The 26,848-nt window shown below is 71.2% G+C and carries 22 protein-coding genes and 1 pseudogene; 13 read left to right on the forward strand and 10 right to left on the reverse strand.

The annotated features are described in order from the left end of the window. Positions 1 to 81 precede the first annotated feature (81 nt). Entirely contained in the window at positions 82 to 690 is a 609-nt protein-coding gene (locus tag STRBO_RS0136240; RefSeq protein ID WP_078531647.1) for a 5-formyltetrahydrofolate cyclo-ligase, read from the forward strand. A 63-nt stretch (positions 691 to 753) separates the two neighbouring features. On the opposite strand, the gene STRBO_RS0136245 is transcribed toward STRBO_RS0136240, so the two are convergent. Next, positions 754 to 3,564: a penicillin acylase family protein gene (locus STRBO_RS0136245; protein ID WP_005485951.1), complete on the reverse strand. Its 2,811-nt coding sequence runs from the start codon at positions 3,562 to 3,564 to the stop codon at positions 754 to 756. Between the two features lie 247 nt (positions 3,565 to 3,811). On the opposite strand from STRBO_RS0136245, the gene STRBO_RS40780 reads away from it, so the two are divergent. The 6 genes from STRBO_RS40780 to mscL all read left to right on the forward strand — a co-directional run bounded on the left by STRBO_RS40780 (position 3,812) and on the right by mscL (position 9,884). After that, the gene (locus STRBO_RS40780) at positions 3,812 to 5,443 is read left to right on the forward strand and encodes a potassium/proton antiporter (RefSeq protein ID WP_005485952.1); all 1,632 of its coding nucleotides are present in this window, start codon (positions 3,812 to 3,814) and stop codon (positions 5,441 to 5,443) included. Between the two features lie 266 nt (positions 5,444 to 5,709). Further along, a complete protein-coding gene (locus STRBO_RS0136255) occupies positions 5,710 to 6,999 on the forward strand; it encodes an MFS transporter (protein ID WP_005485954.1) in 1,290 nt (429 codons plus the stop codon). A 70-nt stretch (positions 7,000 to 7,069) separates the two neighbouring features. Further along, positions 7,070 to 7,411, forward strand: coding sequence for an FmdB family zinc ribbon protein (locus STRBO_RS42435; protein ID WP_005485955.1), 342 nt, complete (start codon positions 7,070 to 7,072; stop codon positions 7,409 to 7,411). Positions 7,412 to 7,499: 88 nt separating this feature from the next. After that, complete coding sequence (locus STRBO_RS0136265) at positions 7,500 to 8,450, forward strand: S-methyl-5'-thioadenosine phosphorylase (RefSeq protein WP_005485956.1); 951 nt, start codon at positions 7,500 to 7,502, stop codon at positions 8,448 to 8,450. A gap of 246 nt (positions 8,451 to 8,696) precedes the next feature. Continuing rightward, the gene (locus STRBO_RS45225) at positions 8,697 to 9,305 is read left to right on the forward strand and encodes a hypothetical protein (protein WP_237547685.1); all 609 of its coding nucleotides are present in this window, start codon (positions 8,697 to 8,699) and stop codon (positions 9,303 to 9,305) included. Between the two features lie 99 nt (positions 9,306 to 9,404). Next, positions 9,405 to 9,884 carry a large conductance mechanosensitive channel protein MscL gene (gene mscL / locus STRBO_RS0136275; protein ID WP_005485958.1) on the forward strand — a complete coding sequence of 160 codons (480 nt, stop codon included), beginning with the start codon at positions 9,405 to 9,407 and terminating at the stop codon, positions 9,882 to 9,884. Positions 9,885 to 9,915: 31 nt separating this feature from the next. Here mscL and STRBO_RS0136280 read toward each other — a convergent pair whose 3' ends face one another. Then, positions 9,916 to 10,098, reverse strand: a complete 183-nt coding sequence (locus tag STRBO_RS0136280; RefSeq protein WP_005485959.1) for a hypothetical protein — start codon at positions 10,096 to 10,098, stop codon at positions 9,916 to 9,918. Positions 10,099 to 10,264: 166 nt separating this feature from the next. Here STRBO_RS0136280 and STRBO_RS0136285 point away from each other — a divergent pair, with 166 nt between their 5' ends. From STRBO_RS0136285 to STRBO_RS0136305, 4 genes are all read left to right on the forward strand, one after another. Continuing rightward, positions 10,265 to 11,596 carry a low temperature requirement protein A gene (locus STRBO_RS0136285; RefSeq protein WP_005485960.1) on the forward strand — a complete coding sequence of 444 codons (1,332 nt, stop codon included), beginning with the start codon at positions 10,265 to 10,267 and terminating at the stop codon, positions 11,594 to 11,596. Next, positions 11,586 to 12,617 carry a P1 family peptidase gene (locus STRBO_RS0136290; RefSeq protein ID WP_005485961.1) on the forward strand — a complete coding sequence of 344 codons (1,032 nt, stop codon included), beginning with the start codon at positions 11,586 to 11,588 and terminating at the stop codon, positions 12,615 to 12,617. Before STRBO_RS0136285 ends, STRBO_RS0136290 begins: the two co-directional genes overlap by 11 nt. Before the next feature lie 273 nt (positions 12,618 to 12,890). Beyond that, complete coding sequence (locus STRBO_RS0136300; RefSeq protein WP_028797051.1) at positions 12,891 to 14,108, forward strand: L,D-transpeptidase; 1,218 nt, start codon at positions 12,891 to 12,893, stop codon at positions 14,106 to 14,108. 157 nt (positions 14,109 to 14,265) lie between these two features. Further along, positions 14,266 to 15,024, forward strand: coding sequence for a DUF6227 family protein (locus STRBO_RS0136305; RefSeq protein WP_005485963.1), 759 nt, complete (start codon positions 14,266 to 14,268; stop codon positions 15,022 to 15,024). A 78-nt stretch (positions 15,025 to 15,102) separates the two neighbouring features. Here the strand turns inward: STRBO_RS0136305 and STRBO_RS0136310 are convergent, their stop codons facing one another. The 5 genes from STRBO_RS0136310 to STRBO_RS0136330 all read right to left on the reverse strand — a co-directional run bounded on the left by STRBO_RS0136310 (position 15,103) and on the right by STRBO_RS0136330 (position 21,742). Next, positions 15,103 to 15,381, reverse strand: coding sequence for a hypothetical protein (locus STRBO_RS0136310; RefSeq protein WP_005485964.1), 279 nt, complete (start codon positions 15,379 to 15,381; stop codon positions 15,103 to 15,105). A 248-nt stretch (positions 15,382 to 15,629) separates the two neighbouring features. Next, entirely contained in the window at positions 15,630 to 17,723 is a 2,094-nt protein-coding gene (locus STRBO_RS0136315) for a PTS fructose transporter subunit IIABC (protein ID WP_005485965.1), read from the reverse strand. Between the two features lie 313 nt (positions 17,724 to 18,036). Continuing rightward, a complete protein-coding gene (pfkB, locus tag STRBO_RS0136320; protein WP_005485966.1) occupies positions 18,037 to 18,984 on the reverse strand; it encodes a 1-phosphofructokinase in 948 nt (315 codons plus the stop codon). Then, on the reverse strand, positions 18,981 to 19,799 hold the full coding sequence (locus tag STRBO_RS0136325; protein WP_005485967.1) for a DeoR/GlpR family DNA-binding transcription regulator: 819 nt from the start codon (positions 19,797 to 19,799) through the stop codon (positions 18,981 to 18,983). Before STRBO_RS0136325 ends, pfkB begins: the two co-directional genes overlap by 4 nt. Positions 19,800 to 20,122: 323 nt before the next feature. Beyond that, a complete protein-coding gene (locus STRBO_RS0136330; protein WP_005485968.1) occupies positions 20,123 to 21,742 on the reverse strand; it encodes an MFS transporter in 1,620 nt (539 codons plus the stop codon). A gap of 61 nt (positions 21,743 to 21,803) precedes the next feature. Between STRBO_RS0136330 and STRBO_RS0136335 the strand changes: the two genes are divergently transcribed. After that, positions 21,804 to 22,778, forward strand: coding sequence for a helix-turn-helix transcriptional regulator (locus STRBO_RS0136335; protein ID WP_005485975.1), 975 nt, complete (start codon positions 21,804 to 21,806; stop codon positions 22,776 to 22,778). A 743-nt stretch (positions 22,779 to 23,521) separates the two neighbouring features. On the opposite strand, the gene STRBO_RS0136340 is transcribed toward STRBO_RS0136335, so the two are convergent. Continuing rightward, entirely contained in the window at positions 23,522 to 24,520 is a 999-nt protein-coding gene (locus STRBO_RS0136340; protein ID WP_005485977.1) for a sigma-70 family RNA polymerase sigma factor, read from the reverse strand. 193 nt (positions 24,521 to 24,713) lie between these two features. On the opposite strand from STRBO_RS0136340, the gene STRBO_RS0136345 reads away from it, so the two are divergent. After that, complete coding sequence (locus STRBO_RS0136345; protein ID WP_020115642.1) at positions 24,714 to 25,271, forward strand: GNAT family N-acetyltransferase; 558 nt, start codon at positions 24,714 to 24,716, stop codon at positions 25,269 to 25,271. 92 nt (positions 25,272 to 25,363) lie between these two features. On the opposite strand, the pseudogene STRBO_RS0136350 reads toward STRBO_RS0136345, so the two are convergent. Together STRBO_RS0136350 and STRBO_RS0136355 are read right to left on the reverse strand one after the other, a co-directional pair. Then, positions 25,364 to 25,708: pseudogene (locus STRBO_RS0136350) on the reverse strand (DUF1330 domain-containing protein); the annotation flags it as partial. Between the two features lie 159 nt (positions 25,709 to 25,867). Further along, on the reverse strand, positions 25,868 to 26,653 hold the full coding sequence (locus STRBO_RS0136355; protein ID WP_005485981.1) for a dioxygenase family protein: 786 nt from the start codon (positions 26,651 to 26,653) through the stop codon (positions 25,868 to 25,870). Between the last annotated feature and the right edge of the window lie 195 nt (positions 26,654 to 26,848).

Genomic DNA, 26,848 nt, shown 5'->3' on the forward strand with positions numbered 1-26,848 from the left:
CTTTGTGCGGAATCTGTGGCTCCGATGAATTCGTTCTCATATGAGCTGATTACGAAGAAACTGGAGCTGCCTGTGAGCCGGATGGGACCTGAACCGGAGCTTTCCAAGCGAATGTTGCGACGAGAGCTCCTCCTGGTGAGGAACGGGTTGACACCGGATGACGTCCGGAACACGACGGGCGCCCTTGCGGAACGCGCCCTCGGTCTGCCCGAGCTGGCGCACGCGCGGACGGTCGCGGCGTATGTCGCCGTAGGGAGTGAACCGGGCACGCTCGCGCTCCTCGACGCGCTCCGCGCCCGGGGCGTGCGCGTCCTGCTCCCGGTCCTGCTCCCCGACAACGACCTCGACTGGGGCGCCTACGCGGGAGAGGCCTCCCTCGCGCGCGTGCGGCACGGGGGCGGGCGCATGGCGCTCCTCGAACCCGTCGGCGAGCGCCTCGGCCCGGAGGCCGTGACCACCGCCGACGCGGTCCTGCTGCCGGGCCTGGCGGTCGACGCGCGCGGGATGCGGCTGGGGCGGGGCGGCGGCTCGTACGACCGCGTGCTGGCCCGCCTGGAACGCGCGGGCGCCGACCCGGCGCTGGTGGTGCTCCTGTACGACACGGAGGTCGTGGACCGGGTCCCCGAGGAGCCGCACGACCGCCCGGTGCACGCGGTGGTGACCCCGGCGGGGGTACGACGGTTCCGGTGACCCGGACACGGAAGCGGCCCCCCACGCGTGCGTGGAGGGCCGCTTCCGGCGTTCAGGAGGGCGTCACGGTTTCAGCAGCAGCGTGTCGCTCGTACCGCGCTCGACCGCCTTGTCCGAGAACGACCACGTCAGCAACTCGCCCTTGGCCCACTTGTCGGTCTGGTCGGTGTAATGCGCGTTGTACGCGTGCCCGGAGGCGCCGGTGAGGTTGATCCACTTGGACTTGTCGAGGTCCCCGAGGTTCACCACCATGCGCATCGAGGGCACCCACACGACCTCGTAGCCGCCCGCCGCGTTCCAGCCGGTGGCGTTGACCGTGGCCTCGCCGCCGCCGAGCTTCCAGGGGCCGCGGTTGAGCATGTACTTGAGGAAGCCGGGACCGTCGGCGCCGAGGGTCTGGTTCTTCAGGAACAGCCGGTGCAGCCGGCCCCAGCTCCAGGTGTCGATGTCCTTGCCGAGCTTGGCGGTGAGCTCCCAGCGGGCGTCCCGCATGGCCCGCTTGAACAGCTCGTCGCGGGTGTCGGCGGCCTTCTCGGTGCGCGTCTTCGGCGTCGACCACCAGTCGTTGTCCTGGTCGTCGATGATCTTGCGGACCACCTCGAACCAGCGGTCGCCGCCGTCCGGCTGCGCCTGGTCCGCGTCACGCCTGCCGCACTCGCGCACCCGCCGGTCCTCGTCGGCGGGGCCGGTGGCGTCGACCGGCTCGACCGACAGGCACTGGCCCTCGACGCGCAGTTCCTTGGGCAGCTTGTCGCCGAAGGCGAGCTTGAGGATGTTGCGCCAGACCGAGTTGAAGTACGCGGCGGCCGCCGAGTCGGCGTCCTGGGTGTAGTCCCAGCCCTCCAGGAGCTTCTGCGCCTCGCGGACGTGCGGGTCGTTCACGTCGATCTTGAGCAACAGCGGCACCAGCAGCTTGGCGATCTCGCTGCTGTTGTCCATCTGCATCTGCCGCATGTCGTCGGTGGAGATCTTGCCGCCACCCTTGATCTTCGACGCGATGAGACTGGTGATCCGCTGCGCGCGCGTGCCGTAGCCCCAGTCCGCGGTGAGCGTGTACGGGTACTTCTTGTCGACGACGGCCTGGTTCGCGGTGACGATGTAGCCGCGCTCCGGGTCGTACTCGTAGGGCAGTTCGTCCTGGTCGATGTACCCGGTCCAGCGGTACCTGGCGTCCCAGCCGGGCGCCGGGATCGAGCCGTCGCCCTTGCCCCGGGTGGGGATCCTGCCGGGCAGCTGGTAGCCGATGTGACCCTCGGTGTCGGCGTAGATCAGGTTCTGCGAGGGGACGTCGAACAGGGCGGCGGCCGCACGGAAGTCGTCCCAGCCCTTGGCCTTGTTCATGGCGAAGACGGCGTCCATGGTGGTGCTGGGGTCGAGCGCGGTCCAGCGCAGGGCGATGCCGTAGCCGTCGCCGCGGTCCGGGGCGTCCTGGCCGACCGTGGCCTTCTTGCCGACCTGGACCAGTTCGCTGCTGCGGTCGGACAGCAGGGGCGCGTTGTCCTTGGTGGTGCGGACGACGATCTTCTTGGACGTGCCGCCGGCGACCTCGATGGTCTCCTCGCGGGTGTCGAAGGGCAGGACCTTGCTGCCGTACTGGTAGCCGTCGCCGGTGAGCTTCTCCAGGTAGAGGTCGGTGACGTCGACGCCGGAGTTGGTCATGCCCCAGGCGATGTCCGCGTTGTGGCCGATGACCACGCCGGGCATGCCCGAGAAGGTGTAGCCGGAGACGTCGTACTGGCACTTGGCGGAGACGGCCTTGCAGTGCAGGCCCATCTGGTACCAGACCGAGGGCAGCGCCGCCGACAGGTGCGGGTCGTTGGCGAGGAGCGGCTTGCCGGTGATGGTGTGGTCGCCGGAGACGACCCAGGAGTTGGAACCGATGCCGTTGCCGTTCACGCCGACGGCCTCGGGCAGGTCCTCCAGGACGCCGTAGAGGCCGTCCAGCTGGGTCTGGAGGGCTCCGGAGTCGGTGGAGGTCCCGGCGGTGCCGGTGCCCGTCCCCGTGCCGCCGGTGCCCTGTGTGGAGCCGTCGACGCTCTGGCCGGTGCCCTGCGTGGAGCCGTCGGCGTTCTGCGTCGGGCCGGACCCGTCCGACCAGGTCTTGGTCAGCTCGTCGTACTGGCCCTCCCGCACGATCGTCCCGTTGCGGTCGTACGGGTACTGCGGGTACAGGTCGGCGATCTGCTTCGGGCCGAGGCGGCTGGTCATCAGGGCGCGGTCGATCTCGTCCTGCATGTTGCCGCGCAGGTCCCACGCCATCGCCTTCAGCCAGGCGACCGAGTCGACCGGGGTCCACTCCTCGGGCCTGTAGTCGTTGGCGAAGCCGAGGGCCGCGTACTCCAGCGAGATCTCGTCCCCGTCCTTGCCCGCGAGGTAGGCGTTGACCCCCTTGGCGTACGCGTCGAGGTACTTCCTCGTCTCGGCCGAGAGCGTCTTCTTGTACTCCTCCTCGGCGATGCGGTGCCAGCCGAGGGTGCGCAGGAACTCGTCGTTGTCGACCTGGCTCTCGCCGAACATCTCCGAGAGACGGCCGGCCGTCATGTGGCGGCGCACGTCCATCTCGTAGAACCGGTCCTGCGCCTGGACGTAGCCCTGCGCCATGAACAGGTCCTCGTCGGAGGAGGCGTAGATCTGCGGGATCCCGTGGCCGTCGCGCTTGACGTCGACCGGTCCCGACAGACCCTCCAGGGCTATCGAACCCTTGGTCTGCGGGAAGGAGGCGCGCACGGTGGAGACGGACCAGAACGCCCCGTAGCCGACGCCACCGATGATGGCCAGGACCAGGACGATCAGGAGAAGACGGACTTTGCGTCCCTTCTTCCTGCCGGACTTGCCGGACTGCTGGCCGGAGGAGGCGGGATTGTCGGTGGGCATCGCTGTCCTTGCTGTCCTAACACGAGCGGCAGGTCGGGCTGTGCTTTGTACTGAACGCTGGAGCAACCATAGGCGCAGGGCCCGACACGACTTGACGCGGAGTCGGGAACTGGCGCGGACGACTGTTCGATCTTGCCCCCGCAAGCGTCAAGAAATCGTCAAGAGTTAGGTAAGGTAACGAAGTACTTGCACTGACGTAACCGCAATCGCACGGTTTCCGTGATCGGCTCGGCGTGCCCCCACGCGCGTGTGCCCCGCATCCAGTGCTCGGCAATCCCAACCGGAACCACGTGCGGTTCGGCGAGAAAGGTACGGCCCTCTGACTGTCCACGACCTCAACCAGCTCCTGCTCGTCTGCTCGCTCGTCCTGTTGGTCGCGGTCGCCGCGGTCCGGATCTCGTCGCGCAGCGGGCTCCCCAGCCTGCTCGTCTACCTGGGCATCGGCATCGCCATGGGCCAGGACGGCATCGGCGACATCCACTTCGACAACGCCGAACTGACCCAGGTCATCGGCTACGCGGCCCTCGTCGTGATCCTCGCGGAGGGCGGCCTCGGCACGAAGTGGAAGGAGATCAAACCGGCCCTGCCGGCCGCCGCCTCACTGGCGCTGGTCGGGGTCGCGGTGAGCGTCGGCGTCACGGCCGCGAGCGCGCACTATCTGATCGGGCTGGAGTGGCGACAGTCACTCATCATCGGCGCGGTCGTGTCCTCCACGGACGCGGCGGCCGTCTTCTCCGTGCTGCGCAAGATCCCCCTCCCCGCGCGCGTGACGGGCACTCTGGAGGCCGAGTCCGGCTTCAACGACGCCCCGGTCGTGATCCTCGTCGCCTCGCTCTCGATGGCCGGACCGGTCGAACACTGGTACGTCCTCATCGGCGAGATAGCGCTGGAACTGGCGATCGGCGCCGCCATCGGACTCGCCGTGGGCTGGCTGGGCTCCTGGTGCCTGCGGCATGTGGCGCTGCCCGCCTCCGGCCTCTACCCGATCGCCGTCATGGCCATCGCCGTCACCGCCTACGCGGCCGGCGCCATGGCCCACGGCAGCGGCTTCCTCGCCGTCTACCTGGCCTCCGTGGTCCTCGGCAACGCCAAGCTGCCGCACTGGCCGGCCACGCGCGGCTTCGCGGAGGGCGTCGGCTGGATCGCCCAGATCGGCATGTTCGTCCTGCTCGGCCTGCTCGTCACCCCGCACGAGATGGGCGACGACATCTGGCCCGCGCTCGTCATCGGCCTGGTGCTGACCATGGTGGCGCGACCGCTGAGCGTCATCGTGGCGCTGACGCCGTTCCGGGTCCCGTGGCGGGAGCAGACACTGCTGTCCTGGGCCGGCCTGCGCGGCGCGGTGCCCATCATCCTGGCGACGATCCCCATGGTGAGCGGGATCGAGGGCAGCCGCCGGATCTTCAACATCGTCTTCGTGCTGGTCGTGGTCTACACCCTCGTCCAGGGGCCGACACTGCCCTGGCTGGCCCGCAAGCTGCGCCTCGGCGGCTCCGGCGACGAGGCCGCCGACCTCGGCATCGAGTCGGCACCGCTGGAGCGGCTGCGCGGCCACCTGCTGTCCGTCGCCATCCCCGAGAAGTCCCGTATGCACGGCGTCGAGGTCAACGAACTGCGGCTCCCCCCGGGCGCCGCCGTCACCCTCGTCGTCCGCGACGGCACCTCCTTCGTGCCGCTGCCGACCACGGTCCTGCGCCGCGGTGACGAACTGCTCGTCGTCGCCACGGACCCGGTCCGCGACCAGGCTGAACGCCGCCTCAGGGCCGTCGGCCAGGGCGGCAAGCTGGCGGACTGGCTGGGGACGGGCAACGGGAACAGGCACGGGAACAGGCACGGCAATGGGAACAAGCACGGGAAGAACGGCGGGGCGGGTCGTTAAGAGCAGGTTTCGTCCTGTTCACACCCTCTGGAATCATGGGCGCGACCACCCATGGTGCTCGTTTTCACAGGCGACCCGGCCGATCACCCCTGTACGATGAAGGCGCACTTGATCGGACCAACTCTGCCTGACGCAGAGCTGGCGCGACCGTATGGCGGCCGGAACACCCCTCGCAGTGGGCTCCGGCATCTACCGCAGTAGCGCAAGAGGACAGCTCTCGGCGCCCCCCGCACGGGCGCGCTACCAGGCGGCGGAAAGGCACGGCCGTGGCATCCACGGTCACCTCGAACACCTCGAACACTCCGAAGGCGTCCCGCCCGGGATACGGGCAGCTGCTGCGCACCCCGCGCGCGTGGACGTTCCTTCTCCCCGGCTTCGCGGCCCGCCAGCCGTTCGCCATGCTGACCATCTCCATCGTGCTGCTGGTCCAGCACACCACCGGCTCGTACGGGGCGGCCGGCGCCGTGGCCGCCGCCACCGGTGTCTCCATGGCCCTGTTCGCCCCCTACAGCGGCCGCCTCGCCGACCGGCACGGGCAGCGGGCCGTCCTGATCCCCGGCGTCCTCGTCCACGGGGCCGCCGGTCTCACCCTGATGACACTGGCCCTGATGGACGCCCCCCTGTGGGCGCTGTTCGTCGCCGCCGTGCCGACGGGCGCCTCGGTGCCGCAGGTGGGCCCCATGGTGCGGGCGCGCTGGGGCGTCAAGCTCCAGGACTCGCCCCTGATGGGCACCGCCGCCGCCTTCGAGTCCGTCACCGACGAGCTGACCTTCGTGCTCGGCCCGCTGCTCGCGACCGCGCTCTGCACCGCCGTGCACCCGGCCGCCGGCCTGCTCACCGAGGCCGGGCTCACCCTGATCGGCGGCCTGCTGTTCGCCGCGCAGCGCGCCACCCAGCCCAAGGTCGTCTCCATGGCGCACGCGCGCGTGGAGCGCGTCTCCGCCCTGTCCCTCCCCGGGGTGCGCGTCCTGATCGTCATCTTCCTGGGCATCGGCTCCGTCTTCGGCGGTATGCAGGTCTCGCTCGCCGCCTTCTCCGAGTCGATCGGCGAGCCCGGCCTGAACGGCGTCCTGTACGGCGTCTTCGCCGCCGGCAACATGCTCTCCGGCATCGTCTGCGGCGCCATCGCCTGGAAGGGGGCGCCTCAGCGGCGCCTGATCGTCGGCTACACGGCCCTCGCGGTGGTCGCCTCCGCCCTGTGGACCGCCGATTCGGTGCTCGTCCTCGCCGCGCTCGGCCTGCTGGTCGGCATGTGCATCGCCCCCGCCCTGATCACCGGCTACACGCTGGTCGACTCGCTGGTCCCCTCCGGCGCCCGCACGGAGGCCTTCACCTGGCTCACCGGGGCGGTCGCGCTCGGCCAGGCGGCCGCCGTCACGGCCGCCGGACAGCTGGAGGACCGGCTGTGGACCGGCGCCGGATTCCTGGTCCCCGCGGCCGGTACGGTACTGGCCCTGGCCACCCTGTTCGCGCTGCGTACGCGGCTGGTGGGCCGGCCCCGGAGCCGTACCGTCGCGCGTGTCGTCGGTCACCGAGTGCCGGTGACAGTGGACTGATCCCGGGGGAATAGGTCACTATGGACCGTCGTTAGCACTCATCGAGTGAGAGTGCCAGGAGGAAGAGCCAGTGCCGACGTACCAGTACCAGTGCACCGAATGCGGTGAGGGCCTCGAAGCGGTGCAGAAGTTCACCGACGACGCCCTGACCGAGTGCCCCGCCTGCAACGGCCGCCTCAAGAAGGTGTTCTCCGCGGTCGGCATCGTCTTCAAGGGCTCCGGTTTCTACCGGAACGACAGCCGTGGCTCCTCGTCGAGCAGCAGCCCGGCGACGTCGAAGGGCTCGTCGGAGACGAAGTCGTCCTCGGACGCGAAGTCCTCGTCGTCTTCGTCGTCCTCGTCTTCGTCGTCCTCCGACTCGAAGTCGTCGTCCGCGGGCTCCTCTTCCACGAGCAGCACCTCGGCCGCCTAGCGCTCCCGTCCGGGACCCTGCCGTCGTACGCGAGTCGTACGCGACGGCGGGGTCTTCGGCGTTTTCCCGGCCCGGTTAGGGTGCGGGCATGGCGAACACGGAACACGTGGCGAACGGAGCGGGACCGGTGGGCGGGACGGGCACGGCGGGCGGCACGGCGGGGACGGGCTCGGCGGGCGGCACGGCGGGGACGGGCTCGGCGGGGACGGACCTGGCGGAGATCGGGGTCATCGGGGGGTCGGGGTTCTACTCCTTCCTCGACGACGTGACCGAGATACAGATCGACACCCCCTACGGGCCGCCCAGCGACTCCCTCTTCCTCGGTGAGATCGCCGGACGCCGGGTCGCGTTCCTGCCCCGCCACGGGCGTGGACACCATCTGCCGCCGCACCGCATCAACTACCGGGCCAACCTGTGGGCGCTGCGTTCCGTCGGAGCGCGCCAGGTACTCGGCCCGTGTGCGGTGGGCGGTCTGCGGCCGGAGTACGGACCGGGCACGCTTCTCGTCCCCGACCAGCTGGTGGACCGCACCAAGTCCCGCACCCAGACCTACTTCGACGGTCTCCCGCTGCCCGGCGGGGCCGTCCCCAACGTCGTCCATGTCTCGCTCGCCGACCCCTACTGCCCCGTGGGCCGCGAGGCGGCCCTCGACGCGGCGCGCGGCCGGGACTGGGAACCGGTGGACGGCGGCACCCTGGTGGTGATCGAGGGCCCCCGTTTCTCCACCCGCGCCGAGTCCCTGTGGCACCAGGCCCAGGGCTGGTCCGTCGTCGGTATGACCGGCCATCCCGAGGCCGTCCTCGCCCGCGAACTGGAGCTCTGCTACAGCACCCTGACCCTCGTCACCGACCTCGACGCCGGCGCCGAAACGGGGGAGGGCGTCTCCCACGAGGAGGTTCTGCGGGTCTTCGCCGCGAACGTCGACCGGCTGCGGGGCGTCCTCTTCGACGCGGTCGCCGCCCTGCCGCCGAACGGCAGCCGCGACTGTCTGTGCGCGAAGGCGCTGGGCGGGATGGATCCGGGGTTCGAGCTGCCGTAGTCGGTGTCGACGGGCTCCGTCACGGACTGATCGGGGGGCAGTTGCGGGGGTAGTGGCGGGGGGCGAGCGGCGGGAGTTGTCTGCGGGCGATGGGCGCTGACGGCAGGCGGAGTTCCTCGTTCGGGCGGTGGAGTTATCCACAACCTGTCGCCAGTCCACAGCCCGCAGCAGCAGCCGCCGCGAAGCCTCATCGTGGGACCGCAAGCCGATCTCACACAGCAGGTGGTGGTCCCCATGTCCTCTTCCATGTCCCGACCCACGTCCACGTCCCGGCCCCCTTCCACCTCCACGTCCCGGCCCCCTTCCGCGTCCCGGCCCGCGCCCGCACGGCTTCCCTCCTGGGCCGCCGGCCCGCCCGGCACCGACGCCCCTCCCACCTGCGAGGTCCCGCACTTCGCGCCGCTCCGGGTGCGCGGCGGGGCGCACCGGCTCCGCCGTCTCGCCCGCTGCCGACGACGGGCCATGGCCGCGGGCCTGGCGGTGACCGCGGCCGCCCTGCTGGTGACGGGAGCGGGGCCGGGGGAGACCGGACGGGTCAGGGGCCACCCCGTGGCCGACCCGGTCCCCGGGCGCCCCTCCGCCGCCGGGACGGTGGCCGCGCCGGTCCGCATCGCCGACGGCGCGACGGTACGGCTGCTGCGCCCCGGTGACCGCGTCGACGTGATCGCGGCCGAGGAGTCCGCCACGGACACCGGGGCCGCGCGGATCGTCGCCCGCGGTGCCCGTGTGTCCAAGGTGCCGGCCGCCGACGCCACCGAGAGCGGAGCCCTGGTCGTCCTGACCGTGCCCCGCCGCACCGCGGCCCGGCTGGCCGGCGCGGGCGCCACGTCCCGGTTGGCGGTGACGCTGTGGTGATGCCAAGTCCCACGATGGTGGGACCCGGCTGGACACCCGGGCCCGGCCCTGACGTAGGTTGCGGAGTCGTTTGTTCCACAATCAGCGCGGAAGGGCCTCGTGGTGAGCAAGCAGAAGCAACCGAGCGTCTGGGAGGGCTTCAAGGCCTTCCTGATGCGGGGGAACGTGGTGGACCTGGCCGTCGCCGTGGTCATCGGCGCGGCCTTCACCAACATCGTCAACTCGGTGGTGAAGGGCGTCATCAGCCCGCTGGTGGGAGCGTTCGGCACGAAGAACCTCGACCAGTACCGCTCGTGTCTGAAGGACCCCTGCGAGGTGGCGGCGGACGGCACGGTCACCGACGGCGTCGCGATCCTCTGGGGCACGGTGCTGAACGCGACGCTCACGTTCCTCATCACCGCGGCCGTCGTCTACTTCCTGATGGTGCTTCCCATGGCCAAGTACCTGGCCCGCCAGGAGGCCCGCCGCAGGGCGAAGGAAGGCACGCAAGAGGTCATCGAGGTGTCCGAGCTGGAGGTACTGAAGGAGATCCGCGACGCCCTGGTGGCCCAGCGCGGTTCCGGTCACGACCGCACCTAGCGGCGGCGTTCGCGGCACTCGGCCGACGGTGTCAGAGGTGGTGGGGCGGCTTCTCGTCGAGGAAGCGCTTCAGGTCGGCCGCGCTGTCGCCGCCGTCGCCGGGCCGCTCGCCCCACCCGTGGTCGGTGTCGTCGGACGACGGCCGGCTGAGCGGGTCGTCGAAGACCAGCGCGGCCTTGGGGTCACGCGGTTCGGGGGCGGGAGCGGTACTCATGCCTCCAGGGTACGGCCCCGCGCCCGGCCGGCGGCGGCCGACGGGGGCCTCTCCCCCTGCCCACCCACACGTTCGCCGGGCCCGTCCGCGCACTCCCCCGGCCCCGCCAGGCACTTGTGCGCACCCGAGCGAGAATTCCCCCGGGTTATCTGGTGTGCTAGGCCCCATGACGTCCAGTTCCACACCCTCGGGCACCTCGGCTCCGGAACCGGCCCCGGACTCCGGCACGGCCTCGGCCGCGTCCTCCTCCTCGGCCTCCGCCTCCCACTCCGGCGGCGGCCGGGCCCCGGTACGCAGGCTGGTCGCGCGGGGGCGAGGGGAGGAACACCGGGTCGCCTCACCGCTGGAACTCTTCTTCGACCTCTGCTTCGTGGTCGCCGTGGCCCAGGCGGGCGTCCAACTCGTGCACGCGGTCGCGGAGGCCCACGCGGCCGAGGGCATCGTGAACTACGCGATGGTCTTCTTCGCGATCTGGTGGGCCTGGATGAACTTCACCTGGTTCGCCTCGGCGTACGACAACGACGACGTGCCGTACCGACTGATGACCCTCGTCCAGATCGCCGGTGTGCTGGTGCTCGCCGCCGGCGTCACCCGGGCCTTCGAGGACCACGACTGGCTGCTGGTCGTGCTCGGGTACGTGATCATGCGGCTGGCGATGACCGCGCAGTGGCTGCGGGCCGCGCGGACCGCGACGGGCGCCGAGCGGGGCACGGCACTGCGGTACGCGGCTGGTGTGGCGCTCTGCCAGGTCGGCTGGCTGGGGCTGCTGGTCCTCCCGGAGCCGGCCCGACCGTGGCTGTTCCTGGTGATGGCGATCGCGGAACTGTCCGTCCCGGTGTTCGCGGAGAGAGGCTTCCAGACGTCCTGGCATCCGCATCACATCGCCGAGCGGTACGGCCTGTTCACCATCATCGTGCTCGGCGAGACGATCCTGGCGGCGACGGTCGCCGTGAAGTCCGCGGTGGACGACGAGGACGCGCTGGGCGAACTGTTGCCGATCGCGTCGGGCGGGCTGCTGATCGTGTTCTCGGCGTGGTGGGTCTACTTCACCGTCCCCATCCACGGCCATCTGCGCTCCAGCAAGGAAGGCTTCCTGTGGGGTTACGGCCACTACCTGATCTTCGCCTCGGCGGCGGCGATCGGCGCCGGGCTGGAGGTCGCGGTGGAGCAGGCGGTGGGCAAGGCGCACATCTCCACACTGGCCGCGTCCGCCGCGGTGACCCTGCCGACGGCGCTGTATCTCCTCTCCGTGTGGGCCCTGCACGCCCGCCACTACAAGGTGGGCGCGGCCCGGCAGGCCGTACTGCCGCTCTCCGCGCTGGCCGTGGCCGTGTGCACGTTCCTGGGCCACTGGGCGGTCCTGACCGCGGGCGTCGTGGCCGCCGTGACGGTCGCGGCCGGGGTCGCGCTCAGCGCCCGCGACCACCGTGCCGGGGAGACCCGCAGGGACCTCGGGACGAGCCCGGCCCACGACACCCGTGACGCCCATGGCAGTTGACGCGCTCACCGATGTCGCCGGCCTACGAGTCGGTCACGCCACCCGGGTCGGCGGGGGCTGGCTCACCGGGACCACGGTCGTGCTGGCCCCGGAGGGCGGCGCGGTCGCGGCGGTGGACGTGCGCGGGGGCGGGCCCGGCACCAAGGAGACGGACGCGCTCGATCCCCGCAACCTGGTGCAGAAGGTCGAGGCGGTGGTCCTGACCGGCGGCAGCGCGTACGGGCTGGACTCGGCGTCGGGTGTGATGGCCTGGCTGGAGGAACGGGGGCGGGGCGTGCGGGTCGGCCGTGACCCGGCGCACGTGGTGCCGGTGGTGCCGGCGGCCTGTGTCTTCGATCTGGGCCGGGGCGGGGACTTCAGGGCCAGACCCGATGCCGCCCTCGGCCGGGCCGCGGTCGAGGCGGCCGACGCGAGCGGGCCCGGCGCCCCCGTGGCGGAAGGCTGCGTGGGTGCCGGGGCGGGGGCGACGGTCGGACTCCTCAAGGGCGGCATCGGCACCGCCAGCACCGTGCTGGAGTCGGGCATCACGGTGGCCGCGCTGGTGGTGGCCAACGCGGCGGGCTCGGTGACGGATCCGGAGACGGGGGTGCTCTACGGGGAGCTTTTCCAGGGGCGTAGGGCGTATCCGGCGCCGGAGGTCCACGAGAGAGCGCGGCGCCGGATCGCCGAGGCCGCCGCGGAGAGCCCCCCTCCCCCGATGAACACCACGCTGGCCGTGGTCGCCACCGACGCCGGCCTGACCCGCGCCCAGGCCCAGAAGCTGGCCGGGACGGCGCACGACGGCATCGCCCGCGCCGTGCGTCCCGTGCATCTGCTCAACGACGGGGACACGGTGTTCACCCTGGCGACGGGCACCCGCCCGCTGCCGCCGCAGGCGGGCCCCCTCGCACTGAACGAACTCCTCGCGGCGGGGGCGGACCTGGTGACACGGGCGATCGTGCGGGCGGTGCGGGCGGCCGAGTCGGTGGACGGGCCGGGTGGTGTGTGGCCGTCGTACGGGGAGTTGTACGGAGAGACGTGAGGGTGAGGGGCATGAGGGGGGTCATGGGGGCCATGAGGGCCATGAGGGCCATGAGGGCCATGAGGGCCATGAGGGCCAACGGGATCTGAGAGGTCGGTAGTTCCAGCGTTCCGGCGGTGCCGCCGGGGGCGATTGTCCCGGTTCTGTCACGTGATGCCGTCAGGCGGGAGTCAGGGGGAACCCTCTCGGCCACCGCTCGCTCTCTCTCCACGTACCGGAGCGGAGCACGTAGATCACGCGGATCACGCGGACGCCAAGAAGCTGGAGCAGATCGTGACAAGGCCGAAGATTGCTGTACGGCAGGCACTGGGGACCTGTGCCGTGCTGGTGGTCGGTGCGCTGACCCTCACCGGCTGTGGCGGAGACGCCCAGGCCGACAACAAGAGTGGTGGCAAGGGGACTTCGGCCGAGGACGCGGTGGCGCGGATCACGATCTCGGCGAAGGACGGATCGACGGGCGCGTCCATCAACGCGACCGGGGTGAAGGTCAGCGGCGGCAAGCTGACCGAGGTGAAGATGACCGCCGTCGAGGGCGGCACGGCCGTGGCGGGCGAGATAGCCGCGGACGGGCGGTCCTGGAAGCCGAAGGAGCAGTTGGAGCGCGGTACGAAGTACCGGATCTCCGCGACCGCGAAGAGCGCGGCCGGGAAGACGGCGGCGGCGAACTCCATCTTCACGACCGTGTCGACGGCCAACAGCTTCATCGGGACGTACACCCCGGACAACGGCACCACGGTCGGGGTCGGAATGCCGGTGTCGTTCACCTTCGACAAGGCCATCACGGACAAGAAGGCCGTGCAGTCGCACATCAAGGTGACGTCGAGCAGTGGGCAGCAGGTGGTCGGGCACTGGTTCGGGGCGCAGCGTCTGGACTTCCGGCCCGAGGAGTACTGGAAGGCCGGGTCCAAGGTCACGATGAAGCTGGACCTGGACGGCGTGGAGGGCGCGAACGGCCTCTACGGCGTGCAGGACAAGACGGTCACCTTCACGGTCGGGCGCGCGCAGGTCTCCACGGTCGACGTGAACACGCAGACCATGACGGTCGAGCGGGACGGGAAGACGCTCAAGACCGTGCCGATCTCGGCGGGCGCCGCCGCGAACCCGACGTACAACGGCCAGATGGTGATCTCGGAGAAGTTCCGGCAGACGCGGATGAACGGGTCGACGGTGGGCTTCGGCGGTGAGTACGACATCGCGGACGTGCCGAACGCGATGCGGCTGACCACGTCGGGCACCTTCGTCCACGGCAACTACTGGTACAACCGGGGCAACCCGCCGTTCGGGCGTGAGGGCACGAGCCACGGCTGCATCGGCCTCGCGGACGCCCAGGGGGCGAACGGCGACACGCTCGGCAAGTGGTTCTTCGACAACTCCCTCGTCGGCGACGTGGTGATCGTCAAGAACTCCCCCGACAAGACGGTCGCGCCGGACAACGGCCTCAACGGCTGGAACATGCCGTGGAGCGAGTGGACGGCCGGAGACGGCATCTGACCATCCTGTTCTGCGAGTTCGTGGGGCCGCGCGGGAACAGACCGCGCGGCTCCCTCGTTTTACGGGCGTACGTTTTCTCGGTTCCCGGACACGATGTCCGACCGAGGGGCTACGGTATGCACCCACAAGGTGACATGCAGCAACGCCGGGAGAAACCTTGAGCGTTCCGTACGAGACGGCAGCGTACGAACCACCCGAGTCGCCCGAGTCTCCTGAGGAGCACCTCGCGCGGCTGCTCGGCCGCGCCCTGAACTCCTTCGAACTGCCCGACGAGACGATTCGACACCTCGACTGCGCCCTCGCGCACGACAGCTCACTGCACTCCGCGCACTACAGTTCGGGGCTGCACCGGGCGACGTACCGGCACACGTGGCTGCTGGCCGACGGTTCCGCCGTCACCCTGTGGGAGCTGGTGCACAACACGGCGCTCGGCAGCGAGATCCAGCACGAGGTGTACACGGACGACGAGGAGCTGCGGGCCGCCACCGCGCGCCTGCCGCTGCCGCCGGACGCCACCGACTTCGAGCTGCCCGCCGTGGTGGAGCTGGCGGCGTTCCCCGAGCCGCGCCACGAGTACGTGCCGGACGACTCGGCGGACCACGCCCGTCGGCTGCTGCGGCGCGCGGAGAACCCGGACCCTCCCGGGGACGAGCTCGCCACACTGCTGCTGCGGACCGCGTTCGCGCACGAGATCACCCAGGCCTTCGGACGCCCGCACCGTCCCGCGCGGCACGGTCGGCCCGGCTGGAGTTTCTCGCTCTACGAGCACGCGTTCCTGCTCACGGACGGGCAGGAGATCTCCCTGTGGGAGGTCGAGCACACGGCCACACCGGACGGACGCCACATGTGCGAGGTGTACGCGACGGAGGACGCGGCCCGGGACGCGATGGAGCGGCGGGCGGGGACGTTCGGCTAGGCATCTCGGCCGGGCGTTGCGACTGGACGCCTCGGCCGGACCGGCTGGACGCCGCGGCCGGACCTGGCGGTGACGGGCTCAGGCGAGGCGGTCGTCGCTGAACTGGCGGGCCAGGAACGCGAAGGCGTCCTGCTCCGCCGGGGTCAGCTCCACGTGCTCCACGTGGGGGCCCTTGCGGCGCTGGTGCGGCAGGCCCCACAGGCGCTGCCCACCTCGGCCGGTCAGGCCGGCGAAGCGGCCGCGGTGGACCTCGTGGTCCCGGCTCAGTACGCGGACCAGCACGGCGACCCAGATGACCGACGCGAGGGCGAGGGCGGCCAGGCCCAGAGGCTGGAGGATCGACACGTGCTCAGGCATGCCGTCCAGTAGACACCACCGGATGGGACTTTGGGCCCGGACCGTGACGTATCTCGCAGGTACGACGCACACGTCACACGGGCGGCAAAGACACCCAAAGGGGCGCACGGCGCGGACAGGGCTCAAGGGGCGGGCCGGGCGCACGGGGGTGGACCGGGCGCACGGGGTGGACCGGGCGCACGGTGCGAGGACGCGTCAGGCCGCGACCCTCTGCCGAGCGGGGTCGCAGCCTGCGTACGGTCACGGGTTCAGGCCGCGACCGGTTCCTTCGTCTCCGCCGCGACTGCGGCGGGAGCGGACTCGGGCGCCGTGTCCGCCGGGGCCCTGCGCATGCCCTTCAGGAGGATGACCAGGCCGGCCGTAACCGCCGTACCGATCGCGATGGCCAGCAGGTAGAGGAGCGGCTTCCCGATCAGCGGGGTGACCCAGATGCCGCCGTGCGGGGCGCGCAGGGTCGAGCCGAAGGCCATGGCCAGCGCCCCGGTGACCGCGCCGCCCGCCATGGACGCCGGGATCACGCGCAGCGGGTCGGCCGCCGCGAAGGGGATCGCACCCTCGGAGATGAACGAGGCGCCGAGCACCCAGGCCGCCTTGCCGTTCTCGCGCTCGGCGGTGGTGAACAGCTTCTTGCGGATCGTGGTGGCGAGCGCCATGCCCAGCGGCGGGACCATACCGGCCGCCATGACGGCCGCCATGATCTTCATCGCGGCGGGGCTGGGGTCCTGCACGGCGATACCGGCGGTGGCGAAGGCGTACGCGACCTTGTTGACCGGGCCGCCCAGGTCGAAGCACATCATCAGGCCGAGGAGGACGCCGAGCAGGACGGCGTTGCTGCCGGAGAGGCCGCTCAGCCAGTCCGTCATGCCCTTCTGGGCCTCGGCGATGGGCTTGCCGATCACCACGAGCATGAGGAAGCCGACGACGAGCGACGAGACCAGCGGGATCACGACCACCGGCATGATGCCGCGCATCACCGGTGGGATCTTGATCCGCTGGATACCGAGGACGACCGCACCCGCGAGCAGACCGGCGACCAGACCGCCGAGGAAGCCTGCGTTGATGTTGGCGGCGATCATGCCGCCGACGAAGCCGGGGACCAGACCCGGCCGGTCCGCCATGCCGTACGCGATGTATCCGGCGAGGACCGGGATCAGGAAGCCGAAGGCGACGGCGCCGATCTGGAACAGCAGGGCCGCCCAGCTGTCGGCCTGGAGCCAGACGAAGTGCTCGGTGACCGGCTTGGCCTTGTTGATCTCCCAGCCGCCGATCGCGAAGCCCAGGGCGATCAGCAGACCGCCCGCCGCGACGAACGGGACCATGTAACTCACGCCGGACATCAGCCACTTGCGCAGCTTGGTGCCGTAGCCGTCGCCGGACTCGCCCGCCCGGTCGACGGGGGTGCCGGGCCGGGCGGCGGCCGTGACCTCGCCGCGCTCGGCCTTCTGGCGGACCTCGGCGATCAGGGCGGCGGGGCGGCTGATGCCCGCCTTCACGCCGACGTCGACGGTGGGCTTCCCGGCGAACCGGTCCCTCTCCCGTACGGGCACGTCGTGGGCGAAGATCACGCCGTCGGCGGCGGCGATGACGGCCGGGTCGAGGCGGGAGAAGCCGGCCGAGCCCTGCGTCTCGACGACGATCTCCACGTCACCGGCGTCCCGGCCCGCGTTCTCCAGCGACTCGGCGGCCATATAGGTGTGCGCGATGCCGGTGGGGCAGGAGGTGACGGCGACGATACGGAACGGGCGGGCCTCGGCGGTCTCCTGAGGGGCCGCCTCCCGGGGGGCGACCTCCTGGGGGGCGACCTCCTCGGCAGTCGGCGCCGGGGTCGTGCTGACCGCGACGGCGTCGGGGGAGGCCGTTCCGCCCGACGCCGCCGCGGAGTCTTCGGTGCCCTCGGTCGCGTCGTCGCCCCGGATGAGCGCGGCGGCGCGGCCCGCGTCGTCCACGGCGCGCAGGGCGTCCGTGAACTCGGTGTTCATCAGTTGACGGGCGAGGGAGGAGAGGATCGTGAGGTGGGCGTCGTCCGCGCCCGCCGGGGCGGCGATGAGGAAGATCAGGTCGGCGGGGCCGTCGGGTGCCCCGAAGTCGACGCCGGCCGCGCTGCGGCCGAAGCCGAGGGTCGGCTCGGTGACGTGCGCGCTGCGGCAGTGCGGGATGCCGATGCCGCCGTCGAGGCCGGTCGGCATCTGCGCCTCACGGGCGGCCACGTCGGCGAGGAAACCGTCCAGGTCGGTGACCCGGCCCTTCGCGACCATGCGCTCGGCGAGGGCACGCGCCGCCGCTTCCTTCGTATCGGCGGACAGGTCGAGGTCGACCAGATCCGCGGTGATCATCTCGCTCATCGCGGGCTCCTTCGCACGCGTATCGCCCGGGGGACGTGGTGGGCAGGGTTGGGGAGGGGTGGGGAGGGAAGGGTGGGGGGCCCGGGCCTGGAGGGACGGCCGGGGGTGGTGTCGGTGTGTGGCGGTGGTAACGCAAAACGAAGGTTCGTTCGCGGGGCGCCGGGGAGGACGGCGGGGCAGGGCGCAGGCCCGTTCGCGCGGCAGCAGCCAAAACGAGCGTTCGTTCGCGAGCCGCAGGGGAGGGCGAAGCAAGGCGCAGGCAGGTTCACGCGACGGCGGGCAAAAAGAACGTTCGTTCCCGATCCTCCACCCATCACGACACCCCCTCCCGCAGCACCCGGTCCGCCGGTACCTCGGCCGTCACCGTCACCGCCGCCGTGTCCAGGTCGCGCGGGGTCGGCATGACGCTGCCCGGGAGCTGGACGGCGGCGGCGCCGTGGGCGACGGCGGAGGCGAGGGCTTCGGGGCCGCGGCCGCCGGCGATGAGGAAGCCGGCGAGGGAGGAGTCGCCGGCGCCGACGTTGCTGCGGACGGCGTCGACGCGGGCGGTGCCGAACCAGGCGCCCGAGGCGTCGACGAGAAGCTGACCGTCGGCGCCGAGACTGGCCAGTACCGCGTCGGCGCCCATCTCGCGGAGTTCCTCCGCGGCCTTGACGGCGTCGCCGATCGTGGCGAGGGGACGGCCCACGGCTTCGGCGAGTTCCTCGGCGTTGGGCTTGACGACGTCCGGGCGTTCGCGGAGTGCGGCGAGGAGGGCCGGGCCGGAGGTGTCCAGGGCGATGCGGGCGCCGGCCGCGTGGGCGCGGGCGACGAGTTCGGCGTACCAGGACGGGGCGAGGCCGCGCGGGAGGCTGCCGCAGCAGGCGATCCAGGAGGCGTCGGCGGACTGGGCGCGGACGGTCTCCAGGAGAAGCTCGCGCTCGGGGGCGGACAGTTCGGGGCCGGGCGCGTTGATCTTCGTCAGGACGCCGTCGGCCTCCGCGAGGGCGATGTTGGAGCGGGTGGCCCCGGCCACCGGCACTCGGGCGACCTCGATGCCCTGCGCGTCGAGCAGGTCGGCGACCAGCGCGCCCGGCGCTCCGCCGAGGGGCAGTACGGCCACGGTGCGCCGGCCCGCGGCGGCGACCGCCCGGGAGACGTTGACGCCCTTGCCGCCCGGGTCCATGCGCTCGCCGGTGGCCCGGATGACCTCGCCGCGGTCGAGGGAGGGGACCTCGTAGGTGCGGTCGAGGGACGGGTTCGGGGTGACGGTGAGGATCATGAGCGGTCTTTCCGGCCGGCGGTCGCGGTGGAGCCGCCGGCGGGGGCGGCGCCCGGGACACGCAGCACCTCGGTGCCCTTGCGCTCGATGGTGAGGGCGTCCTCGGGGTGCAGTCCGCTGTCGGTGATGAGCAGGTCCACGTCGCTCAGGTCGCCGAAGCGGGCGAAGTGCTCCTGGCCGTGCTTGGAGGAGTCGGCGAGCAGCACCACGCGCCGGGCGGCGGCCACCGCCGCGCGCTTGACGGCGGCCTCGGCGAGGTCGGGCGTGGTCAGACCGTGGTCGACGGAGAAGCCGTTGGCGGCCACGAAGAGGACGTCGGCGCGGATCTCGCCGTAGGCCCGCAGTGCCCAGGCGTCCACGGCGGCGCGGGTGCGGGTGCGGACACGGCCGCCGACCAGATGGAGCTGGATGCCCGGGTGGTCGGCGAGGCGGGCCGCGATCGGCAGGCTGTGGGTGACCGCAGTGAGGGCGGCCTCCAGCGGGATGGCGGCGGCGAGGCGCGCGATCGTCGTACCGGCATCGAGGAGGATCGTGCCGTCGCCCGGCAGTTCGGCGAGTGCGGCCTGGGCGATGCGGTCCTTCTCGTCGGCGGCGGTGCCTTCGCGTTCGGCGAGGTCGGGCTCGAAGTCCAGACGGCCGGCGGGGATCGCGCCGCCGTGCACCCGCTGGACGAGGCCGGCGCGGTCGAGGGCCTTCAGATCCCGGCGGATCGTCTCGGCCGTGACCTGGAACTGCTCGGCCAGCGACACCACGTCCACCCGGCCGCCGTCACGCGCGAGCCGGAGGATCTCCTGCTGCCGCTCGGGTGCGTACATGTCCGTTCGCCTCCGACTGGTGCCCGATTCTGTGGTTTCGCTCGGAGGCTACGCCTGGATGTCCGGAAAGTAAACAGGTTCGGGGCGGTTCGGGGCTCGCCAAGCAGACATGAATGGGCATGAGTGGGCCCGATCGGGCACGGCCGGGACGCACGACGGGAGCGGGGCCCGGCCCCCAGAGGGTGCCCGGCCCCGCTCCCGTTCGCCGTTCGCCGTTCGCCGTTCGGATTTCACCGCTCGCCCCTCGCCGTTCGGCTTTCGGCGTTCGGCGTTCGGCGTTCGGCGTTCGGCTTTCGGCCTTCGGCGAGCAGACCCTCCACCGGTCAGCGCACCGGCTCACCGACCTCCACGGACACCGGCTCACCGCCTCGCAAGGACGCCGGTTCATCGCCCCCTACGGGCGCCGACGCACCCGTCTCCGCCGCGGCCCGTGCCGGCAGGGCGAACATCAGCAGGAAGATCGCGAGCAGGACCGCGGCCACCCAGCCGAGCGCGTACTCGAAGGCGTCGACGAAGGCGGGACCGATGTCGGTCGGCGCGAGGTGGTCGTCCATGACACCGAAGAAGACGACGGCGACGAGGCCGAGTCCCAGCGCGTTGCCCATCTGCTGGACCGTGCTGATCAGCCCGGACGCGGACCCGGCGTGCTCACGCGGCACTCCGGAGAGGATCGCGTCGGTCAGCGGGGCGACGATGAGACCCATGCCCGCGCCCATCACGACCAGCGGGAACGCCATCTGCCAGGGGGTGATGGCGAGGCCGTACCGTACGGACTCGGCCAGGTACAACAGCACTCCGGCCGCCATCAGCAGCGCGCCCGCCTGGAGGACCTTGCGACCGAAGCGCGGGACGAGTTTCTGGACCGAGACGCCGGCGGCCACCGACACAGCGAGGGAGAACGGCACACCGGTGAGGCCGGCCCGCAGGACACTCCAGCCGAGACCGGTCTGGAGGTAGAGCGTCCAGACGAGGAAGAAGACACCGAGGGCGACGCCGAAGACGGTCTGCACGGCGATGCCCGCCGCGAAGCTCTTCACCCGGAACAGCGACAGTTCGATGAGCGGGGACCCGTCGCGCACGGTCTTGCGCCGCTCGTACGCCACCAGCGCCGCGAACACGGCGAGCGAGCCGGCCATCGAGACATACCCCCACAGCGGCCAGCCCAGCTCCCGGCCCCGGGTGAGCGGGTAGAGCAGCATCAGCAGAGCGGCGGTGACCAGGGCGACGCCCACGAGGTCCAGCTTCAGGGCGTGCGGGGCCTTGGACTCGGTGATGAAACGGCGGCCCAGGATCAGGCCCGCGACGCCGACCGGAAGGTTGATCAGGAAGATCGCCCGCCATTCGAGGCCGAGCGGGTTCCACTCGATGAGCAGCGCGCCGAGCAGCGGGCCGGAGACCGCGCCGAGGCCGACGATCGCGCCGAACAGCCCGAAGACCTTGCCGCGTTCGTGTGCCGGGAAGGTCGCGTGCACGATCGACAGCACCTGCGGCACCATCAGCGCGGCGGTCGCGCCCTGCGCGATCCTCGCCGCCACCAGCATCTCCGGGTTCGCGGCGAGGCCGCACAGCGCGGAGGCGACCGTGAAACCGCCGATGCCGAGGAGGAAGATCCGCCGACGGCCGTGGATGTCGCCGAGCCTGCCACCGGTGACGAGACCCGCGGCGAAGGCGAGGGCGTAGCCCGCGGTGATCCACTGGATCTGGCTGAACGAGGCGTTCTCGCCCTGCCTGATGGAGGGGATCGCGATGTTGACGATGGTGACGTCGACGAGGTCCATGAAGGCGGCCGTCATGACGATGGCGAGGGCGATCCACCGCCGTCGGTCGGCGTCGGGGGGTGCGGGGAGCGCCGTTTCGGTGACTGTGGTCGGGTCACTGGCGGTGGATCGGGGCTGGTCACGCAGTTCCCCGTGCCCCTTCGGGGCGCTCGTTGTCGAGGTCATGCCTTGAAGGTAGAGGTCGAGTAGGTCAGATCGTGTCCTACTCCTGCGGCATCCTCGCTCCATGACTACGGACACCCCGGCGCGGCTCCTTCAGCTCCTCTCCCTCCTCCAGACGCCCCGCGAGTGGCCCGGCGGTGAACTCGCCGACCGGCTCCGGGTCTCACGGCGGACCGTTCGCCGGGACGTCGACCGGCTGCGCGAGCTGGGCTATCCGGTGCAGGCGACCATGGGGGCCGAGGGCGGGTACCGGCTGGTGGCGGGCAAGGCGATGCCCCCGCTCGTGCTGGACGACGAGGAGGCCGTGGCCATCGCGGTGGGGCTGCGGGCCGGGGCCGGGCACGCGGTGGAGGGCGTGGAGGAGGCGTCGGTACGGGCGCTCGCCAAGCTCGAACAGGTACTGCCGTCGCGGTTGCGCCACCGGGTCTCCACGCTGCAGGCCGCCACCACCCCCCTGACCAGCGGCGACGGGGCGACGGTCGCGCCCGAGACGCTGACCGTGATGGCCTCGGCGGTGGCGGGCCAGGAACGGCTCCGCTTCGCCTACCGCTCCGGTGACGGCACCGACTCGCGGCGCCACTGCGAGCCGTACCGGCTCGTCTCGACCGGCCGCCGCTGGTATCTCGTCGCGTACGACCTCGACCGCACCGACTGGCGCACCTTCCGGGTCGACCGGGTCGAGGAGCCCTTCGCCACGGGCGCCAGGTTCGCGCCGCGCGAGTTGCCGACGGGGAGCGCGGAGGAGTTTCTGCGGCAGTCGATGTACCGGCGGCAGGAGACATTCGCGGTCGACGTCACCTTCGCCGCGCCGGCCGAGGTCATCGCGGCCCGGGTGCCCCACTGGCTGGGTACGCCCGAACCCGTCGACGAGCACAGCTGCCGGCTGAGGGCCTCGGTCGGCGACTCCGTGGAGTGGCTGGCCATGCGGCTGGCCGTGGTCGACTGCGCTTTCACCGTGTATGGGCCGCCGGAACTGGTCCGGTACGTACGGGAGTTGGGCGCGCGGCTGACCCGGGCAGCCGACGGGGCCGAGGAGTGAGGCCCGCGATGCCGATTCCTTGAGCGGTGCCGCGGTTCCGTGAGCGGTGCCGGTTCCGTGAGCGGTGCCGCGGTTCCGTGAGCGGTGCCGCGGTTCCGTGAGCGCCGCCCTGACCTGCGGGTTCGGCAGAAGGAACCCCTGTGGCACAAACTGCCGTTCGGGTCACCCCGGGGTTCAGGTCCGGGGTGGCCCTTCGGTCTGCCCGGCCCGGCCGCGACACGGCCACCAGCCCGGCCCGCCACAGGAAAGAAGCCGGGCTTCGGCGCCAGGGGGGGGAGGCGCCGAAGCCCGGCTCTCGGAGAGTCCCGGCGCTGGGGGGAGAGCGTCGGGACTTGGCTTCGGATGGTCTCGGTGCGGTCGGGGGTCCTGCGGTGGAGTCCCGGGGGCGGGGCCTCGGCAGGGCGCTGCGGGTGGTGAAGGCCTACGTCGTACGGTGGTGCGGGCTCGCTCAGGTGTCGCTTCGGTGCGCGGTGTACCCCCGACTCCCTCGGACTCCGGGTCCCGGGCCTGGCGGCTCCGGGCCCGGGGAAGTCGTGGGCCCGGAAGTCTTGTGCCCCGGGAACGGGGAGTTCAAGCGGCGTAGTACGGCCAACTGGCGGCACAGAAACGGCCAAGTCGTGGCCGGCTTACGTCGGTACACCGGGCCAAGCCCCGTGGCGGCCCCAGGGGTTGGGCCGTACGGGGTCTTTGGTCCGTACCCGGCGACGGTCGCCGTTCTGCTCCTCGAACGAGTTGGTCGGGGGTCAGGCGACCGCGTCGAAACCCGTGTCGCGGGCCAGCTTCTTCAGTTCGAGCAGGGCGTGCTTCTCGATCTGGCGGATCCGCTCACGGGTGAGCCCGTGTTCCTTGCCGACCTCGGTGAGGGTGCGCTCGCGGCCGTCCTCGATGCCGTACCGCATCTTGATGATGGACGCGGTGCGCTGGTCGAGGCGCCCGATGAGGTCGTCGAGCTCCTCGCTGCGCAGCAGCGTGAGCACGGACTGCTCGGGCGAGACCGCGGAGGTGTCCTCCAGCAGGTCGCCGAACTGGGTGTCACCGTCGTCGTCCACCGACATGTTCAGCGAGACCGGGTCGCGGGCCCAGTCGAGGACGTCGACGACGCGTTCCGGGTTGGAACCCAGCTCGGCGGCGATCTCGGCGGGCTCGGGGTCGCGCCCGTGCTCGCGGTTGAACTCGCGCTGCACACGGCGGATCCGGCCCAGCTCCTCGACCAGGTGGACGGGCAGCCGGATGGTGCGCGACTGGTCCGCGATCGACCGGGTGATGGCCTGACGGATCCACCAGGTGGCGTACGTCGAGAACTTGAAGCCCTTGCGGTAGTCGAACTTCTCCACCGCGCGGACCAGGCCCGCGTTCCCCTCCTGGATGAGGTCGAGCAGGGGCAGTCCACTGCGCGGATAGCGCCGGGCGACGGCCACGACGAGGCGCAGGTTGGACCGTATGAAGATGTCCTTGGCCCGCTCGCTGTCGGCGACGAGGGCTTCGAGCTCTTCGCGGGTCGCGTCCGCCTTGGCCTCCTCATCGCCGTCGAGGATCTGCTGGGCGAACACACCCGCCTCGATGACCTGGGACAGCTCGACTTCCTTGGCGGCGTCGAGCAGCGGTGTACGCGCGATCTCGTCGAGGTACATGCCGACCAGGTCGCGGTCGGCGATCTCGCCGCCAGAGGCGCGAACGCTGCGAGCCGCGTCGGTCCGGCCGGAGGCGGACGAACGACGAGCGGCGACGGCACGGGTTGCCATGCGTGCTCCCTTGCGATGGTGGGCTGGCAGGGTCGTATCTGGTCCTACGTGTGTCTCGATGCGGCCGCTCGGACACTCTCCCGAGTGCCCTGCTTCCGAAGGAAACAACGACTGGAATCAGGACAGAATTCCCCACCGGTCCCACTATTTTTCTGATCTTGCAGTACCCTGTGCCGCCGCAGGAGGAGGCGAGATGTCCGGAGAGTCCGCAGAGGTGCAGGTCAGACCAGGAGTCGAGACCGACCTCGCCGCCCTCACCGACCTCTACAACCACTATGTCCGTGAGACGCCCATCACATTTGATACCGCTGTCTTCACTCCGGAAGAGCGCCGCCCTTGGCTGCTCTCCCACCCTGAAGACGGCCCGCACCGCCTGATGGTTGCCACCGCGAAGGACTCACAGCGGATTCTGGGGTACGCCACGAGCAGCGCGTTTCGCGGGAAACCGGCGTACGACACCTCGGTGGAGGTGTCGGTGTACCTCGCCCCGGACGCGGGCGGCCGGGGCGTGGGCACGCTGCTGTACAGGGCCCTCTTCGAGGCACTCGCCGACGAGGACGTCCACCGCGCCTACGCGGGGATCGCCCAGCCGAACGAGGCGTCGACACGGCTGCACGAGCGGTTCGGGTTCCGGTACGTCGGCACGTATCGGGAGGTCGGGCGGAAGTTCGGGCGGTTCTGGGATGTGGCCTGGTACGAGAAGAGGCTCGACGAGACTGAACATCTGGGGCGCACGGGTCCGAAGCGCTGAAGGCCGGGTTGCTATTCGGCGGGCCTGGGCTCAGCGGGCAGGGATTCGGTCGGCAAGGGGCGTTCGGTGGGCAGGGACTCGGTGGGCAAGGACTCGGTGGGCAAGGACTCCCTCATCGCCTTGGCCGTGGCGGTGGGGTCGTAGCCCTCGGGTACCCCTTCGACCAGGATGATGTCGCCCGTGATGTGCCGTGAGCGCAAAGGGGCGATCTCCTGGTACGCGGGCGAGTCCCACCAGCTCCGCGCCTCGGCGATCCCGGGGAAGCCGATCACCACGACGGCCCCCGGCCAGCTCCCCTCCTTCACCTCGTGCTGGGCGACGTGTACGAGGAAGCGGCCGCCGTACGGCTCGAAGGTGGCGGGGATGCGCTCGATGTACTCGGCGATCTCCGGGTGCGGGGCGGCGTCCCTGAGGTGGGCTATGGCGTACGCGGGCATGGGGTGGGGTCCTTCCGGTCGGCCGGGCTCACGCGGGCGGGGGCTCGAACGCCGGCCTCGCCGCCCTTGACGCCGACGAGACTGCCAGGCGTAGGGGCCGGGGTCGATGACCTCTGGGGTAAGGAGCCCCGGCCTGCGCGTCCAGGTCGCCCGGACCCACTACCCGAACTGCACCGACCGCTTCGCCAGGCCCATCCAGAAGCCGTCGATCACCGACCGCTGGGCGTCCAGTTCGCCAGAGGCCTCGGCCGCGCCCATCGTGACGAAGAGGGGGGCGAAGTGCTCCGTGCGGGGGTGGGCCAGCTGCCCGGCCGGGGACTTGTGAAGGAAGTCGAGGAGGGCGTCCCAGTCGCGGGATTCGAGGGCCCGGTTGCCCCAGTCGTCGAACTCCGTGGACCAGGTGGGGGTGCCGGCCTGACGGAGGGCGGCGAGGTTGTGGGTGAAGAAACCGGACCCGATGATCAACACGCCCTCGTCACGGAGAGGGGCGAGCTTGCGGCCGATGTCCATCAGCTTGCGCGGGTCGAGGGTCGGCATGGAGATCTGCAGGACCGGGATGTCGGCGTCCGGGAACATCTCCACCAGGGGGACGTACGCGCCGTGGTCGAGGCCCCGGTCGGGGATGTCCTGGACGGGGGTGCCGGGGGCCTGGAGCAGCTTGCGGACCGAGGCAGCCAGCTCGGGGGCGCCCGGGGCGGCGTACCGGACCTTGTAGTAGTGCTCGGGGAAGCCCCAGAAGTCGTAGACCAGGGGGAGGGTCTCGATCGCGCCGAGGGCGAGGGGGGCCTCCTCCCAGTGGGCGGAGATCATGAGCACGGCCTTGGGGCGGGGCAGGGTCGCGGACCAGGCGGCGAGTTCGCCGGGCCAGATCGGGTCGTCGGCGAGCGGCGGGGCCCCGTGGCTCAGGTACAGGGCGGGCATGCGCTCGGCGGTTGCGGCGGACATAGGGGTGACTCCCTCAACACGCGCGACGCACCACGACACGCGCGCCTCGGCGGGCCCGGTGGTCGCTTCAGTCTCCTTGGATTCGCCTGGCGCACCAGGCGCTTGAGACTCCTTCCAACTCCCCAGTAGTTGAAGTCTCAATATTTCTTGTTTCACCTTACATCTCTATAGTTCAAATTTCAAGAAGGGGCCTCG

Origin of the sequence: Streptomyces bottropensis ATCC 25435 (assembly GCF_000383595.1) — a bacterium.
Taxonomy (GTDB): Bacteria; Actinomycetota; Actinomycetes; order Streptomycetales; family Streptomycetaceae; genus Streptomyces; species Streptomyces bottropensis.